At 67.9% G+C, this 15,649-nt stretch carries 15 protein-coding genes; 5 read left to right on the forward strand and 10 right to left on the reverse strand.

The features are described from left to right. Position 1 precedes the first annotated feature (1 nt). Complete coding sequence (locus tag OHB12_RS10035) at positions 2-838, reverse strand: nitrilase-related carbon-nitrogen hydrolase (RefSeq protein WP_327118338.1); 837 nt, start codon at positions 836-838, stop codon at positions 2-4. 122 nt (positions 839-960) lie between these two features. Between OHB12_RS10035 and OHB12_RS10040 the strand changes: the two genes are divergently transcribed. Further along, entirely contained in the window at positions 961-2,391 is a 1,431-nt protein-coding gene (locus OHB12_RS10040; protein WP_327118340.1) for an aminotransferase-like domain-containing protein, read from the forward strand. Between the two features lie 124 nt (positions 2,392-2,515). Continuing rightward, positions 2,516-3,247 (forward strand): peptidylprolyl isomerase, encoded by a 732-nt coding sequence (locus tag OHB12_RS10045; protein ID WP_327118342.1) that lies wholly within the window; start codon positions 2,516-2,518, stop codon positions 3,245-3,247. A 70-nt stretch (positions 3,248-3,317) separates the two neighbouring features. On the opposite strand, the gene OHB12_RS10050 is transcribed toward OHB12_RS10045, so the two are convergent. Together OHB12_RS10050 and OHB12_RS10055 are read right to left on the reverse strand one after the other, a co-directional pair. Continuing rightward, positions 3,318-4,499 (reverse strand): cation:proton antiporter, encoded by a 1,182-nt coding sequence (locus OHB12_RS10050; protein ID WP_327118344.1) that lies wholly within the window; start codon positions 4,497-4,499, stop codon positions 3,318-3,320. A 5-nt stretch (positions 4,500-4,504) separates the two neighbouring features. Then, positions 4,505-4,987, reverse strand: a complete 483-nt coding sequence (locus tag OHB12_RS10055) for a cation:proton antiporter regulatory subunit (protein ID WP_327118346.1) — start codon at positions 4,985-4,987, stop codon at positions 4,505-4,507. 206 nt (positions 4,988-5,193) lie between these two features. Between OHB12_RS10055 and OHB12_RS10060 the strand changes: the two genes are divergently transcribed. Then, positions 5,194-7,305 (forward strand): acyltransferase family protein, encoded by a 2,112-nt coding sequence (locus tag OHB12_RS10060; RefSeq protein WP_327118348.1) that lies wholly within the window; start codon positions 5,194-5,196, stop codon positions 7,303-7,305. A gap of 12 nt (positions 7,306-7,317) precedes the next feature. On the opposite strand, the gene OHB12_RS10065 is transcribed toward OHB12_RS10060, so the two are convergent. From OHB12_RS10065 to arc, 4 genes are all read right to left on the reverse strand, one after another. Next, positions 7,318-7,815, reverse strand: a complete 498-nt coding sequence (locus tag OHB12_RS10065; RefSeq protein ID WP_327118350.1) for a hypothetical protein — start codon at positions 7,813-7,815, stop codon at positions 7,318-7,320. Beyond that, the gene (locus OHB12_RS10070) at positions 7,766-8,842 is read right to left on the reverse strand and encodes an ArnT family glycosyltransferase (RefSeq protein ID WP_327118352.1); all 1,077 of its coding nucleotides are present in this window, start codon (positions 8,840-8,842) and stop codon (positions 7,766-7,768) included. The genes OHB12_RS10065 and OHB12_RS10070 overlap by 50 nt, the downstream gene beginning before the upstream one ends. Beyond that, positions 8,835-9,470, reverse strand: a complete 636-nt coding sequence (locus tag OHB12_RS10075; RefSeq protein ID WP_327118354.1) for a TetR/AcrR family transcriptional regulator — start codon at positions 9,468-9,470, stop codon at positions 8,835-8,837. Before OHB12_RS10075 ends, OHB12_RS10070 begins: the two co-directional genes overlap by 8 nt. Positions 9,471-9,768: 298 nt before the next feature. After that, positions 9,769-11,529, reverse strand: coding sequence for a proteasome ATPase (arc, locus tag OHB12_RS10080; RefSeq protein ID WP_327118356.1), 1,761 nt, complete (start codon positions 11,527-11,529; stop codon positions 9,769-9,771). Positions 11,530-11,708: 179 nt separating this feature from the next. On the opposite strand from arc, the gene OHB12_RS10085 reads away from it, so the two are divergent. After that, positions 11,709-12,215: a hypothetical protein gene (locus OHB12_RS10085; RefSeq protein ID WP_327118358.1), complete on the forward strand. Its 507-nt coding sequence runs from the start codon at positions 11,709-11,711 to the stop codon at positions 12,213-12,215. A gap of 53 nt (positions 12,216-12,268) precedes the next feature. Here the strand turns inward: OHB12_RS10085 and OHB12_RS10090 are convergent, their stop codons facing one another. Continuing rightward, the gene (locus OHB12_RS10090; RefSeq protein ID WP_327118360.1) at positions 12,269-13,102 is read right to left on the reverse strand and encodes a tRNA (adenine-N1)-methyltransferase; all 834 of its coding nucleotides are present in this window, start codon (positions 13,100-13,102) and stop codon (positions 12,269-12,271) included. A gap of 74 nt (positions 13,103-13,176) precedes the next feature. Between OHB12_RS10090 and OHB12_RS10095 the strand changes: the two genes are divergently transcribed. Then, positions 13,177-14,088 (forward strand): RecB family exonuclease, encoded by a 912-nt coding sequence (locus OHB12_RS10095; protein WP_327118362.1) that lies wholly within the window; start codon positions 13,177-13,179, stop codon positions 14,086-14,088. 360 nt (positions 14,089-14,448) lie between these two features. Here the strand turns inward: OHB12_RS10095 and hisG are convergent, their stop codons facing one another. Together hisG and OHB12_RS10105 are read right to left on the reverse strand one after the other, a co-directional pair. Further along, positions 14,449-15,300: an ATP phosphoribosyltransferase gene (hisG, locus tag OHB12_RS10100; protein ID WP_327118364.1), complete on the reverse strand. Its 852-nt coding sequence runs from the start codon at positions 15,298-15,300 to the stop codon at positions 14,449-14,451. 44 nt (positions 15,301-15,344) lie between these two features. Continuing rightward, positions 15,345-15,626: a phosphoribosyl-ATP diphosphatase gene (locus tag OHB12_RS10105; RefSeq protein WP_327120982.1), complete on the reverse strand. Its 282-nt coding sequence runs from the start codon at positions 15,624-15,626 to the stop codon at positions 15,345-15,347. Between the last annotated feature and the right edge of the window lie 23 nt (positions 15,627-15,649).

A 15,649-nucleotide genomic window follows, 5' to 3' on the forward strand; every position in this document is an offset into this window, starting at 1 on the left:
CTCAGGGGGCCACCAGCGGCCCATAGGCGTCGGGGCGGCGGTCGCGGTAGAAGGCCCAGCGATCGCGCACCACCTTGATCAGGTCCATGTTCAGATCTCGGATCACCAACTCGGGGTGGGTGTCGGAGGCGACGTCGCCGACGAACTTTCCCTCCGGGTCGACGAAGTAGCTGGTGCCGTAGAAGTCGTCGTCGCCGTACTCCTCGACACCGACGCGGTTGATGGCGCCGATGAAGTACTCGTTGGCGACCGCGGACGCGGGCTGTTCCAGCTTCCACAGGTAGCCGGACAGGCCGCGCGAGGTGGCGGAGGGGTTGAACACGATCTCGGCGCCGGCCAGGCCCAGCGCGCGCCACCCCTCCGGGAAGTGCCGGTCGTAGCAGATGTAGACGCCGACCTTGCCGACCGCCGTGTCGAACACCGGCCAGCCCAGGTTGCCCGGCCGGAAATAGAACTTCTCCCAGAATCCGTTGACGTGCGGGATGTGGTGCTTGCGGTACTTACCGAGGTAGCTGCCGTCGGCGTCGATCACCGCCGCCGTGTTGTACAGCAGACCGGGCTGCTCCTGCTCGTACACCGGTAGGACCATCACCAGGCCCAACTCCCGTGCCAGCGCGGCGAATCGCTCCGTCGTCGGCCCCGGCACGGATTCGGCGTAGTCGTAGAACTTCGCGTCCTGCAATTGGCAGAAATACGGGCCGTAGAACAGCTCCTGGAAGCAGACCACCGTCGCGCCCTGCTCGGCGGCCCGACGTGCGTAGTCCTCGTGCGCTTCGATCATGGACTCTTTGTCGCCGGTCCAGTTCGTCTGGACGAGCGCCGCTCGAACGATTCCCATGCTTTGTTATACTTCACCGAGAACTAATTCGGTTGTGTTACAACATTGTGGAAACAGTTTCGTAGCCGTAAACCTTGGAGTCGGTCGTAGTCCCCACCCGGCGCCCGACACAGAATGGCGCTGTGAGTATCGAGCCCGCGATCGCCGATCGCGCACCCGCCGACGGCGCACCTTCCGACGAGTCGACCGGGCGGTTCATTGCGGATCTCGACGATCGCACCCCGGCGGGGATCGCCGCCGCGGTCGGCCGACTGATTCGCTCGGGCACGCTCTCGCCCGGCTCACGACTACCTACCGTCCGGGAGGTGGCGCGGGAGTTGCGGGTCTCGCCCGTCACGGTCAACCAGGCCTGGCGGGCGCTCGCCGCCACCGGGGCGATCGTCGCGCGCGGACGTGCGGGCACGTTCGTCGGCGAACAGATCAGCGCCACTCCGGTCGGCCGGTCCCAACGACTGCATCCCCCATCCGACAGCGCTTTTCGCGTCGACCTCGCCCGCGGCACCCCCGACCCCGAGCTGTTGCCCGACCTCGGAGCCGCGCTGCGCGCGCTGAGCAGGGACCAGGCGGGCGACCTCGCCGCCGACTACCTCGGTGAGGCGGTGCTCCCCGACCTCGCCGCGAAGGTTCGCGCGGACTGGCCGTTTCGCGCCGAGCGCCTCGCCGTGCTCGACGGAGCGCTCGACGCGGTCGACCGCCTGCTCGCTGTGCACGTCCGTCTCGGCGATGCCGTCGCCGTCGAGGATCCGTGTTTTCCGCCGTTTCTCGACCTGCTCGCGGTGATGGGCGCTCGCCCGGTCCCGCTGCGCCTCGACGAATCCGGTCCACTCCCAGCCGATCTCGCGCGTGCGGTCACGAAATATGCTGCGGTCGCGGTGATCTTGCAACCGCGGGCGCAGAACCCGACCGGCGCCTCGTTCACGGCACACCGGGTACGCGAACTGTCCGATGTCCTGGACGGCTCCCGCACAATGGTCATCGAGGATGACCACTCCGCCGGAATCGCCTCCGCCGCATCGCGTTCGCTCGGCACCCGGCTACCGGGCCGCACCGTGCACATCCGCTCGTACTCCAAGTCACACGGAGCGGACCTGCGTCTGGCCGTCGCGGGCGGGCCGGCCGAATTGCTCGACCCGGTCGTCGCGCGCCGCATGCTCGGCCCGGGCTGGACCAGTCGGCTGCTGCAACGCGTGCTGGTGAACATGCTCGACGACAACTCCGCGGGCAAGGCCGTCGCCACCGCGCGCGCCGAATACCGCAGACGCTCCAGCGCACTGCGCCGCGCCCTGGCCCGCCACGGCGTCACCGTTGCCCGCGGCGATGGCATCAACCTCTGGCTTCCCGTCGCCGACGAGAACGCGGCCATGATCTCCCTCGCCGCCGCGGGCATCAAAGCGGCCCCCGGTGGTCCCTTCGTGGTCGGCGATCGTCCGAGCATCGACCACCTGCGCCTCACCATTGCCGCCGTCACCGACGCCGATGTCGACTGGCTCGCGACCGAACTCGCGGCCGCCACCACGGCCACCCCGACCTACCGCCGCGTGCGCCGGGCCTGAAAACGCGTCCGTACCGTACCGCGCGGCAGGGAAATCGGGCCGTACTCCCACGCCAGGCGAAGCGAGATGGAATGATTCGCGTCGCATCGTCCGGTGCGCAACCCGAATGAAGGAGATTTCCAGCGTGAGCAGCGAAGTGCAGGCGCGGCAACTCGGCGGTGGTCGGCGCGGAGGACGAGTGGGCGTACCGTGGCGGACGCTGCGAATTCTCGGTGTCCTTGCCGTCGGCGCAGCGCTGGCGGTGTCGGTTGCGGGCGGTGTCTCAGCAAATCCGGGAACCGCACGGGAGAAGGCGCCTGCCGCCTGCAATGCGCCGGCCGTCGGTCAGCCGAACGGCAAACAGTGGACCGTCGAGCCCGCCGTGACGATCGACGCCAACGCCGGATACACGGCGACATTGGCAACCACCTGCGGCACGGTGACGATTGCGCTGGATGCTGCCCACGCGCCGCACACGGTCAATTCGTTCGTGTTCCTCGCCAATGAGCAGTACTACGACCACACGAAGTGCCACCGGATCACCACCGAGGGCATCTACGTCCTCCAGTGCGGGGATCCAACCGCGACCGGCACCGGCGGCCCCGGCTACAGCTTCCCCGACGAGAACCTGTCCGGCGCCACCTATCCGGCGGGAACGGTCGCGATGGCGAACGCGGGACCGAACACCAACGGCAGCCAGTTCTTCCTCGTCTACCAGGACACCCAGCTGCCGCCGAACTACACCCCGTTCGGTCGGGTCACCGCGGGCTTGGACGTGCTCGCGTCCATCGCCGCCGCAGGCGTCAAGGACGGCTCGTCCGACGGCGCGCCCGCCGTAGACGTCGTGCTCGATTCCGTTGCCGCCGTAGGCAATTGAGTCCACACCGCATCCGGTGGCGGCGCCGATTCGGCGCCGCCACCGCTCGTTGCCGACAGCCCGGCGTGTGTCAGGACACCCCTGCCCTGCGCCGCGGCACCAGCGCGAGGACCGGCTCGACGACACGGCTGGCCACCGGGCCGAGGACCGCCATCAGCAGCACGTAGGTGGTGGCCAGTGCGGCGAACTCGGCGGGGACCGCGCCCGCGGCGACCGCCAGTCCCGCGATGACGATCGAGAACTCGCCGTGAGCGACCAGGGCGGTACCCGCTCGCGCCCGGCCGTAGTGGCCCGCACCGGCCCGCTTGGCCGCCCACCATCCGGTCGCGACCTTGCTCACCGTCGTGACGACGGCGAGCAGGCAGGCCCAGCCGAGCACCGGCGGGATGCTGGCCGGATCGGTGCTCAGCCCGAACAGAACGAAGAACAGCGCGGCGAACAGGTCACGCAACGGCTCCAGGATCTTGGTGGCGTTGTGCGCGGTCGAGTCCGAGATGGCGATGCCGAGCAGGAAGGCACCCACCGCCGCGGACACCTGCACCGCGGAGGCGACCCCGGCGACCAGCAGCGCGGAGCCGAGCAACTTCAGCAGGAAGATCTCCCGGTCCTCGCTGTCCACGATCGCGGAGACATAGCGGCCGTAGCGCAGCGCGACAATAAGCACGACCGTGACCGCGACCAGCGCGATGGCCAGCGTCTTCAGTCCGGCGAGGAAGCCGACGCCGGCCAGCACGGCCGTGAGCACCGGCAGATAGCCGGCCATCACCAGGTCTTCGAACACCAGGATGGACAGGACCACCGGTGTTTCACGGTTGCCGAGCCTGCCCAGGTCGTTGAGCACCTTCGCGACGATGCCCGAGGACGAGATATAGGTGACTCCGGCCATGGCGATGGCACCGGTGAGGCCCCAGCCGAGCGCGAAGGCGACCAGCACGCCGGGGGTGGCATTGAGCACGATGTCGACGACGCCCGCGGCCCACGATCGGCGCAGCCCGGTGACCAGTTCCGGCGCGCTGTATTCCAGGCCGAGCAGCAACAGCAGAAGGACGACGCCGATTTCGCTGGCCAGGTGGATGAAGTCGTCCACCTGCCGCAGCTCGACCAGGCCGCCTGAGCCGAACACCAGTCCGCCGACCAGATACAGCGGGATCGGTGACATGCCGATGCGCGCAGCGATTCGGCCGAGCAGACCGAGGCCGAAAAATACCGCGCCCAGCTGGATCAGCGCGAGCGCGGTCTCCTGAGCTACCACCCCGCTCAGCCGTCCAGCAGGATCTTGGCGGCGGCCTCGAGGCCCTCCGCGGTGCCGACAACGACGAGCACGTCACCGGCGGTGAACGTGAAATCCGGGCCGGGCGAAGGGATCGGCTGCCCGCCGCGCACCACCGCGACGATGGACGCCTTTGTCCGTGTTCGTATCTGGGTCTCCCCCAGCATCCGCCCGTCGTAGCGGGACCGGTCGGGGACGGAGAGCTGACGGGTGGTCAGCCCGGCGAATTGGCGGTGTTCTTCGCGCAGTTGCTCGACCAGCTGCGGTGCGCCGAGCAGGTTGGCCAGCACGGCCGCCTCCTTGCCCGACAGCGGTATCTGCTCGGTCTCGTCGGGGTGGTCGGCCTTGCTCAGGATCAGATCCATGGTGCCGTCGCGATGATCGATCACCCCTATCCGGCGCCGGCTGTTGGTCAGCGGAAAGTCCTTGCGTACACCGATACCGGGCAGGGGTGTCACCTCAACGTTCACGACTCCAGCCTAGCCACCCAGCGGTACACCCCCGCAGACGGGTGCCCGAATTGTCCGTATCGCCTAGGCATTTCCGCACGACACTCCGGCTGCGCAGGTTGGACCGAAGTTTGTCGCCCGTGGTAAGAGAATGACGTGTCCCGTACATCAGCCCGTCGCTTCGCCGTCACCTTCGACTGTCGATTCGGCGACGCCATGCGAGTTCGGTGACGGTCGCCCGAGTGGTGAACCGGTTGCGGCGGCCGGGCACGGTTGCCGCTGCCGCAGCGCCACCGCGCGGCGCCGTGGACAGTTATCGGCACGATCTGGACGGGCTGCGCGGCGCGGCGATCGCACTGGTCGTGGCGTTCCATATCTGGTTCGGCCGTGTCTCGGGAGGGGTGGACATCTTCCTCGTCCTCTCCGGCTTCTTCTTCACCGGCTCGCTGCTGCGCGGCGCAGAGTCCACCGGCGCGATTCGCATCGGTCACACCGCCCACAGGCTCGCCCGCAGGCTACTTCCGGCCCTGGTGACGGTGCTGACCGCGGTGTTCACGGCGACGGTGCTGCTGCGCCCCTTCACGCAGTGGACCGAGATCGCCGCACAGACGCTGGCGTCGCTGCTGTACTACGAGAACTGGTATCTGGCACTGTCCTGGTCGGACTACCTGGCCGCCGACCCTTCGGTGAGCCCGCTGCAACATCTCTGGTCGATGGCGGTGCAGGGGCAGTTCTACCTGGTGACCCTGCTCGGTGTGGCGCTCGCGGTGCGACTGTGCAGGCGCCTCGCGGGCCCTGCCGCGCTGCGGCCAGGCCTGGCGATCCTCCTCGCGGCGATCGCGATGGCCTCGTTCCGCTACGCCGCGCACGGCACCTCCGTGCATCAGGGCTGGAACTACTACGACAGCTTCGCGCGCGCCTGGGAGCTGCTGGCCGGCGCACTGCTCGCGGTCGTGGTGCCATGGCTGTCCGCGCCGCGTCTCGTGCGGGTGACGCTGGCTGTGCTGGGCGTGGCCGCGGTGGTGGCGTGTGGCTGGCTGATCGATGGCGCGGACGAGTTCCCCGGGCCTGCGGCGCTGGTGCCGGTGGGCGCCGCCCTCGCACTGATCGTGGCGGGGAGCAATCTGCCTGCCGCCGCGCATCCGCTGCCCAACCGGCTGCTCGGCACACCCGCGGCGGTGCGCTTGGGCGAACTGGCCTACGCGCTGTACCTGTGGCACTGGCCGATCCTCATCTTCGTCCTCGCGGAGACCAGGTCCGCCACGGCCGGACTCGTCCGCGGGCTCGGCGTGCTCGCGGGGTCGCTGGTGCTGGCCTACCTGACCAACAGGTTCATCGAGGAGCCGCTGCGGATCCGGCGGTCCTCGTGGTCCGCCCAGGAGACGCCCGCCCGCCGTCGCCGCACCGGCCAAGTGGTCGCGGTGCTCGGCATCGCCGTGCTCGCGATATCGGTGGGCGAGCAGGTGGTGACGCGGGCGAACCCGCCGCAGCCGGTGGCTTTCCTCGACCCGGTGCACTATCCGGGGGCGGCGGCGCTGGTCGGCGGCGCAAGCACGCCCCGGGCACGGCTGCGTCCGACCGTGTACGAAGCGCCCGCCGATCACGCGTATCCGTCGCAGGACGGCTGTATCGCGGACTGGGACACCCGCGACGTCATCACCTGCGCTTATGGGAACGCGGATGCGCAGCACACCGTGGCAGTGGTCGGCAGCTCGCATGCCGAACACTGGGTTCCCGCCCTCGACTTACTGGCGCGCGAACACAACTTCCGCGTCGATGTCTATCTGAAGATGGGCTGCCCGCTGACCGTGGCGGCGGAGCCGATGTACAAGGGCGAAGCTATTCCGGACTGCCGCGACTGGTCCGCCGAGGTGATCGACCGCCTCGGCGTCGACCGCCCGGAGTGGGTGTTCACCACCGCGACCCGCCCCCGCGACAAGCTCGGCGACGAGACGCCCGCCGACTATCTGGACGTGTGGTCGCACCTGGCCGAGCGGGGGCTCAATGTGTTGGCCATCCGCGATACCCCGTGGCTGCGCCGCGACGGCGTCCGCTATCGGGCGATCGATTGCCTCGCCCAGAACGGCGACCGGATCAGCTGCGGCATGCCGCGCACGGACGCGCTGGACGAGGTCAATCCGGCGCTGGAGTTCGCCGCCTCGTTCGCCAACGTGTTCCCTTTGGACCTGAGCGACGCGGTGTGTGAGCCGGACGTGTGCGCCGTCACCGAGGGCAACATCCTGATCTACCACGACGAACACCACCTCACCGCCAGCTACTCGCGGTCGCTGGCACCGGAACTGGGCAGGCAGCTGTCGCCGATCCTGGGCTGGTGGTGAGGCGGCGTCCGGTCAGTTCAAGCGCAGCATGTCCGGCCATACGCGAGACCACGGCGTGCGCGGTTGAGCACAGCGCCATAGGGTGACGTGGCGGGTGACGCCAGGGAACCCGAGCCGGGCATCGACGCGCCCGACCGGCGTCACCTCGGCGCAGGACTCGCGCACGTCCGGCTCGGCGCCGCCGACCCACAGGACCGTGCTCGCTGTGTCCGGCGGGGCGCCGAAGTAGCCGAAGCCACGGTTCGGGCTGTAGACGGCGGGCAAACCGTATTCGGCGCGGTACACATCCAGAGCGGCTGCCTGCCAATAGGAATCGGCGATCACCACGGCCGACGCCCGTTCCGGCTTCGGCAGCGCCTGGTAGGCCGCCGACGTCTGCGCCGCGAGCTCCGACCAACCGAACCGTCCGTAGACCGCGATCTCCAATCCCGCCTTGGCCTGGGTGTCGACCGGCTCGATTTCAGTCTCCGCGCGCAAGGGCAGCGAGTACACCAGCAGTGCGGCCGACATCGCGACCAGCGGGACGGTGACGATCGTGCGCGAGCGGCCCCAGCCGCTCGTCCAGCGCACCGCACCCACTGCGATCAACGCGCCGTAGCAGCCCGCCGCGTAGTACGGGCGTCCGTTGGTCGCGACGAAGACCACGGCCAGCACCAGCGGCAGCAGGCCGAGAAACCGATAGGGCCGCCAGCAGTCGGCCCGCCACAGGGTCCACACTCCGTAGACCAGCAACAGCCCGCCGAGCAGCCCGGCCGAGGCGAGTGCAAGGGGCAACCAGGTATAGCGGCCGCCGATCGTGGCTTGTTCCTCGGCGACCACACCCCCCGAGGCCCAGCTGCGGCCACCCGTGTGTGGCCTGCCACATCAGACTGGGCAGCGCTGTCACGACGACGAGCGCCGCACCCCACCACAAGGCGGGGCGGCGCAGCAGCTCCCGCGGCCCGTACATCGCCACACCGAGCGCGAGTGCGATCCAGAAGAACGGAATCAGCCATTTAACTTGCATGTCCAGCGCGGTGACCACCGCGGCTCCCAGCAGCAGGCCGTCGTGGCGCGTGCGGACCCAGCGGATCACCAACCAGCTCACCACTACCCACAGTGCCGTGTCGATCGTATTGGTGGCCAGCTGATCGCCCTGGACCAGCAGGAACGGTGAGGTGGCGTACGCTGCCGCGGCGAGTACCTGCGCTGCCCTGGTTCCACCGAACTCCCTGGCGATCTGGGCGGTGATCACCACTGCGGCCACGGTGATGAGCACTGCCGGAATCCGTTGCGCCACCAGCGAACCAGGGGCAAGCAGATCCATCAGACGAGCGATCGCCGGCACCAGCGGCCCCTGGTCGGCGTAACTGACCGCAAGCCTGCGCCCGGCGGAGACGAAATACAGCTCGTCACCGAAGAATCCATACCGGCCGATCGAGACCAGCAGTGCGAGCGCCGCGAGCGCCGCCACCGCGCCCACACCGGCGAGGGCGAAGGGCGGCAAGGATTCCCGGGCATCGGTCTCCCGTGTCTCGGTGTCGCGCACCTCAGTCATTGTTCCCCGCCTTTCGTGTCGCAAGATCGAACAACCTGCCGATGTGCGCCGAGTACGCGTCCATCCCGAAATCTGGTTCCCGGACCGCCCGCGCGGCCGCACCGTCGATGGCGTCGCGAATCGACTTCGCCATCAGCAGCGGATCGAACTCCCCGAACTCCCCGATGCGCTGCCCCTCGGTCATGATGTCGACGAGGGGAACGATGATGTCGCGCTCGCCGTCGGCGGAGGCGAACCTCGGATGGCCTTCCGTGTCACGAAGATTCGTCACCACGTCGACGAGCGCAGCCACATACTTCGTGTTCGCGTCGATGAAGGCCAGGTTCGACTCGAGGTAGGCGACCAGGCGATCGCGTGGGCCGACCGCCGCGGCGACCCTGGGCGCGATGCACTCCGCGGCCGAGACGTACAGCTGGATCACCAGCTGCGTCATCAGGTCGTCCTTGCCCTCGAAGTGGTAGGAGATCACGCCTTTCGAGATCCCCGCATGCTCAGCGATCCGCGCCAATGACGCGTTCCCGTACCCGACCTCGGAGATCACCTCCACCGCCGAGGCGATGATCTGCCGCCTCCGCGCCTCCTCGATGAACGATTTTCTTTGGCCGGTCGGATGTTTTTCTGGCCGCACGGCCAAATTTTAGCACGCGCGGGCACCCCTGGGCTTTCTAGCTCATGGCACCGCAAGCCACCGTCGAACGGCGCTGGCCGCAAGCCGTTACCGCACGGCCGGCTCGGCACACCACCGCCGACCCCCGAACCCAGCCCGGAGGCCAGGGGCGGCCTTCGCCGTAGTGCCGCAACAGTTGCCCACCCGGCCTCGACCGCTCCCTCCGCCTGGGCCGCACGGACGGCGACCCGCACGGTCCCCCCGAATACCGGAGGACCGCGTCTCCTGTGGAGACACGGCCCTCCGGGTCGGCGGAACCTTACAGGTACTGGCCGGTGTTCGACTCGGTATCGATGGCGCGGCTGGCACTGGCGTTCTTACCGGTAACCAGCGTGCGGATGTAGACGATCCGCTCGCCCTTCTTACCCGAGATGCGTGCCCAGTCATCCGGATTCGTGGTGTTGGGCAGGTCCTCGTTCTCGGAGAACTCGTCCACGATCGAATCGTAGAGATGCTGGATGCGCAGACCCGGGTTGCCGGTGTCGAGCACCGCCTTGATGGCGTACTTCTTGGAGCGGTCCACGATGTTCTGGATCATGGCGCCGGAGTTGAAGTCCTTGAAGTACAAGACCTCCTTGTCACCGTTGGCGTAGGTGACCTCCAGGAAGCGATTGTCCTCGCTCTCGGCGTACATCCGATCGACGACCCGTTCGATCATCGCGCGGATGCACAGCCCCTTGTCACCGCCGAACTCGGCCAAGTCGTCTTCGTGCAGCGGTAGGTACTCGGTGAGGTACTTCGAGAAGATGTCCTGGGCCGATTCCGCATCCGGACGCTCGATCTTGATCTTCACGTCGAGGCGGCCTGGCCGCAGGATGGCCGGGTCGATCATGTCCTCGCGGTTGGAGGCACCGATGACGATGACGTTCTCCAAGCCCTCGACACCGTCGATCTCCGACAGCAGCTGGGGCACCACCGTGGTCTCCACATCCGACGAGACGCCCGAACCGCGGGTGCGGAAGATCGAGTCCATCTCGTCGAAGAACACGATCACCGGAGTGCCCTCGGACGCCTTCTCACGGGCCCGCTGGAAGATGATCCGGATGTGGCGCTCGGTCTCGCCCACGAACTTGTTCAACAGCTCGGGACCCTTGATGTTGAGGAAGTAAGACTTCGCTTCCTTGGCATCCTCACCGCGCGCCTCGGCGATCTTCTTGGCCAGTGAGTTGGCCACCGCCTTGGCGATGAGCGTCTTACCACACCCGGGTGGACCGTAGAGAAGCACGCCCTTCGGCGGACGCAGCGCGTACTCGCGGAAGAGATCCTTGTGCAGGAACGGAAGCTCCACCGCGTCGCGGATCTGCTCGATCTGCCGGCCGAGACCACCGATATCGCTATAGCCGACGTCGGGCACCTCCTCCAGCACGAGGTCCTCGACCTCGGCCTTGGGGATGCGCTCGAACGCGAACCCGGCCTTGGTGTCCACCAGAAGCGAATCGCCCGGCCGTAGTTTGCGAATGGGGGAATCGGGGTCGTCCAGGTCATCGACCTCGGCGACCTTGGCCAGCGGACCCGCCAGCCACACCACACGCTCCTCGTCGGCATGGCCGACTACCAAGGCGCGACGACCGTCGTCGAGGATCTCCCGCAGGGTACCGATCTCGCCGACCGCGTCGTAGACCCCGGCCTCGACGACCGTGAGCGCCTCGTTGAGGCGGACGGTCTGACCGTACTCGAGCGTCGAGGTTTCGATGTTCGGTGAACACGTCAACCGCATCTTGCGCCCCGAAGTGAACACATCGACCGTCTGATCGTCGTACACACTGATCAGAACGCCGTATCCGCTCGGTGGCTGACCCAGCCGATCGACCTCCTCGCGCAGGGCGACAAGCTGCTGGCGCGCCTCCTTGAGAGTGTCCATCAGCTTGGTGTTGCGAATGGTCAGCGAATCGATGCGAGCGTCCAATTCCCGTGTGCGATCCGGCGAATCGGCGAGTTGCCTTCGGAGTGCAGCCGCCTCGGCGCGCACTGCCTCGAGCTCTCTCCAGGCCGCCGAATCCGAATTCTCGATGGGGCTCATGTGCTGCTCCTCCCAGTCCCGGTCTATCAACGCTACCGGTCGCGGCCCATTCTCGCCTTCCGACATGATTTCGTGGTGATCACATCTGGGCGGCGATCAACGTCCGAACGACCATGTTAGCCTGCCCTAACCCATACCAGGCGAGCGCGCTCGCCGACCGAGCCGAAAGGTTGCTGACGATGCTCCTTCCCGCCAGAACTCTGCGCGTTTCCGTGGTCACCGCCACGGCGGCACTGGCCCTTACCGTCGGCCTGGCGGCCTGTGGCTCCGACGACGACTCCGCCGGCGCGACGACAACCAGCACCGCCACGGCGAGTACCCACAACCACGGTGACCAAGCGGCGGGCGCGCCGACGGCCGAGACGCTGCAGGCGATTCTGGTGAAGCTGGCCGACCCGAACGTCCCCACCGCCGACAAGACGAAGCTGATCGTCGACGGCGAGAAGCGCGCTGCCAACATCGACCAGATGAACGCGGGCCTGCACGGCTACACACTGACCTTCAAGGTCGCCGACATCACCACCCAGGGCACCATCGCGAACGCGCAGGTGACCATCAACTCCCCGCACGGCGCCGCGCCCGCCGTCCCGATGACCTGGCAGAACGTCGGCGGCACCTGGAAGCTGTCGGACGCGAGCGGCTGCCTGATGCTCGGCTTCGCGCAGGCGCCCTGCGTCCCGGCCTGAGCCGCACCCGATCGGAGGCGAGCGTCGGCCGGACCAGCGGTCGCCCTGCACGCTCAGCCCTTCGACGGCCTGCGCTGCGGCTTCGGCGTGACCGTGCCCTCGGCGAGCTTGCGGGCGCTGACCAGGAATGCGGTGTGGCCCTGCATGCGATGTTCGGGGCGCACGGCGAGGCCGACCACATGCCACGGCCGGACCAGCGACTCCCAGGAGCGCGGTTCGGTCCAGCACTCCTGCTCGCGCAGCGCCTCCACCACCTTGGACAGTTGCGTGACGGTCGCCACGTAGACGATCAGGACACCGCCGGGGACGAGCGCCTTCGACACGGCGGGCAGCGCATCCCATGGCGCGAGCATATCCAGTACCGCACGGTCCACCGGCTCTCCGCTGTAGTCGGCGACGTCACCGATGGTCAGCGACCAGTTGGCCGGGCGTTCGCCGAAGAACGTCTGCACATTGCGGACGGCATGCTCGGCGTGGTCGGCGCGGATTTCGTAGGACACCACCTGCCCCTGTGGCCCGACCGCGCGCAGTAGTGAGCAGGTGAGTGCGCCGGACCCCGCGCCTGCCTCGAGCACCCGTGCGCCGGGGAACATGTCGCCCTCGTGCACGATCTGCGCGGCGTCCTTCGGGTAGATCACCGCCGCACCGCGCGGCATGGACAGTACGTAGTCGATCAGCAGCGGACGTAAGGCGAGGTACGGTGTGCCGTTGGTCGACTGCACCACACTGCCCTCGTCTGCGCCGATCAGGCTGTCGTGCTTGATGCCGCCGCGATGGGTGTGGAACTCCTTGCCCGGCTCCAAGACCACCGTGTACAGGCGCCCTTTGGCATCGGTCAGCTGCACCCGGTCACCGATGGTGAATGGCCCGGTCCGTCTGGCCGTCATGAATCTCCGTTCCGCTGGTTCGAATCGTGCTGCCGTGCACCGACGTGTCGGTGCCGCCGGATAGCCTGCCAGGTATGTCCTCGCCCGTGTCCACGCCCCCTGCCGACGACGCGCAGGCATCCGAGCCCGACACGAGAGTGAGCCGCGCACGGCCCGCGCTGTCTCCTTCGCGGGCAATGGATTTCAAGCAGTGCCCGTTGAAATACCGGTTCCGGGCGATCGACCGGATTCCGGAGCCGCCGTCTCGGGACGCGGTGCGCGGCACGGTGGTACACGCGGTGTTGGAAGACCTGTACGGGCTGCCCGCGGTCGAGCGCCTACCCGAGCGCGCTGACACGCTGGTGCCGACGGCCTGGGCGCGGGTGCGCGCCGAGCGACCGGAGGTGGCCGAGCTGCTCGCCGACGAGCAGCTCGATACGTTTCTCGGCGATGTGCGCGCGCTGATCCGGCGTTACTACCGGCTGGAGGATCCGACCGGCTTCGACCCGGAATCGCGGGAGGCTCGGGTGGAAGTCGAGCTCGCCGACGGCGCGCTGTTACGCGGGTTCGTCGACCGAATCGATATCGCGCCCTCCGGCGCGCTGCGGGTGGTGGACTACAAGACCGGCCGCGCGCCGGGTCCCACGCAGGAGACCAGGACACTGTTCCAGCTGAAGTTCTACGCGCTGGTTCTGCTGCGCACCCGCGGTATCGTGCCCGCCCAGCTGCGGCTGATCTACCTGGCCGACGAGCAGATCCTCACCTACGCCCCCGATGAGGAGGAGTTGCTGCGCTTCGAGCGCACATTGTCAGCGCTGTGGACGGCCATCCTGGATGCCGGCCGCACCGGCGAATTCCCGCCGAATCCGAGCTGGCTGTGCTCCTACTGCGACTACAAACCGCTCTGCCCGGAATTCGGCGGCACGCCGCCGCCCTACCCGGGCTGGCCGGCCGGTGGCACGGACGAGTCGCCGGAGGAGACCCTGGCGGATGCGGTGTCCGAGTGAGCGGCTAGCGGCCGATCGCGACGGCCATGAAAATCCAGTGCGGAGCCGTGAGATCCGATGATGGCGAGCACTGTGATCAGAATCGCGACACCGACACCGTCGCCCGCGATGATCAAGAGGTTTCGCATCCGCGGCCATGCGGGGTCCAGCTCGGCGCCGTCCACCCCGATCCGGCCACGCACCTTTGATCGTGTTACGGCCTGCTCGTCGTTGATCTCGTCCGACACGACCGACAGTGTCCCCGTCGAACCGGGAAGTTTCGACCGGACACGCCACATCGGCGTCGGCGGATATGCCTCAGCGGGCACACCGGATTGCGTTCCGCGTGAATCAATCACGCGGACAGGACGAGTCGGACGGTCAGAATGCGCGGCAGGAGCGGATATCGGTAGCCAGGATAGCTTTCGCGCCCAGGTCAGCCAGCTGGTCCATCAGCTCGTTGCCCTGGTTGCGTGGCACGAGGGCGCGCACCGCGACCCAACCGGTGTCGGCCAGCGGCGCCACAGTCGGCGACTCCAGCCCCGGGGTGATCGCGAATGCTCGGTCGAGGAGGTCCTTGGGGCAGTCGTAGTCCAGCATCAGGTACTGCTGGGCGAAGACGACACCCTGGACGCGGGCGACGAGCTGATTGCGGGCCCGGTCGCGCTGGTCGGCGTCCTTGCGCTCGATGAGCACACCCTCCGAGTCGCACAGCGATTCGCCGAACGCGACCAGGTTGTGCTGGCGCAGGGTGCGCCCGGAGCCCACGACATCAGCGATGGCGTCGGCGACGCCGAGCTGGATGGAGATCTCCACCGCGCCGTCCAGGCGGATCACCTCGGCCTCGATGCCCCGCCGCCGCAGATCACTCAGCACCAGGTTCGGATAGGAGGTCGCGATGCGCTTGTCGTAGAGATCCTCGACCTTCCACTCCGGTCCGGCGGGCGCGGCGTAACGGAAGGCGGAGCGCCCGAAGCCGAGCGCGAGCCGTTCCTGCACGGGTGCACCGGAATCCAGGGCGAGATCGCGGCCGGTGATGCCGAGGTCGAGTTCGCCCGAGCCGACGTAGATGGCGATGTCCTTGGGCCGCAGGAAGAAGAACTCGACCTGGTTGGCCGGGTCCAGGACAGTCAGGTCACGCGAATCGGTGCGCTTGCGGTACCCCGCCTCCGCGAGGATCGAGACGGCGGATTCGGACAGGGCGCCTTTGTTGGGGACTGCGACACGCAGCATGGGAGGGAGTCCTTTCGGGAGGAGAACCGGAATCGAGACGGCCGTCACAGATGTCGGTACACGTCTTCGAGCTTCAGCCCGCGACCCACCATCAGCACCTGCACCCAGTACAGCAGCTGGGAGATCTCCTCGGCGAGCGACTCGTCGCTCTCGTGTTCGGCGGCCAGCCACACCTCACCGGCCTCCTCGAGCACCTTCTTACCCTGGCTATGCACGCCGGCGTCCAGCGCGGCAACGGTTCCGGACCCCGCGGGGCGGTTGACCGCACGATCCTGCAGCTCGGCGAACAGGGTTTCGAAGTTCTTCACGATGAGCCATTGTTTCAGACCCGTATGCGGGCCTGTTGCTC

The sequence above is a fragment of the Nocardia sp. NBC_01730 genome (assembly GCF_035920445.1).
Classification (GTDB): domain Bacteria; phylum Actinomycetota; class Actinomycetes; order Mycobacteriales; family Mycobacteriaceae; genus Nocardia.

Coding starts and splice junctions, on each gene's coding strand:
- OHB12_RS10090 (WP_327118360.1), bottom strand. CDS start 13,102: ATGACGGCCAGACGGACCGGGCCATTCACCATCGGTGACCGGGTGCAG.
- OHB12_RS10070 (WP_327118352.1), bottom strand. CDS start 8,842: ATGACTGAGGTGCGCGACACCGAGACACGGGAGACCGATGCCCGGGAA.
- hisG (WP_327118364.1), bottom strand. CDS start 15,300: ATGCTGCGTGTCGCAGTCCCCAACAAAGGCGCCCTGTCCGAATCCGCC.
- OHB12_RS10035 (WP_327118338.1), bottom strand. CDS start 838: ATGGGAATCGTTCGAGCGGCGCTCGTCCAGACGAACTGGACCGGCGAC.
- OHB12_RS10085 (WP_327118358.1), top strand. CDS start 11,709: ATGCTCCTTCCCGCCAGAACTCTGCGCGTTTCCGTGGTCACCGCCACG.
- arc (WP_327118356.1), bottom strand. CDS start 11,529: ATGAGCCCCATCGAGAATTCGGATTCGGCGGCCTGGAGAGAGCTCGAG.
- OHB12_RS10095 (WP_327118362.1), top strand. CDS start 13,177: ATGTCCTCGCCCGTGTCCACGCCCCCTGCCGACGACGCGCAGGCATCC.
- OHB12_RS10065 (WP_327118350.1), bottom strand. CDS start 7,815: ATGTCGGCCGCACTGCTGGTGTACTCGCTGCCCTTGCGCGCGGAGACT.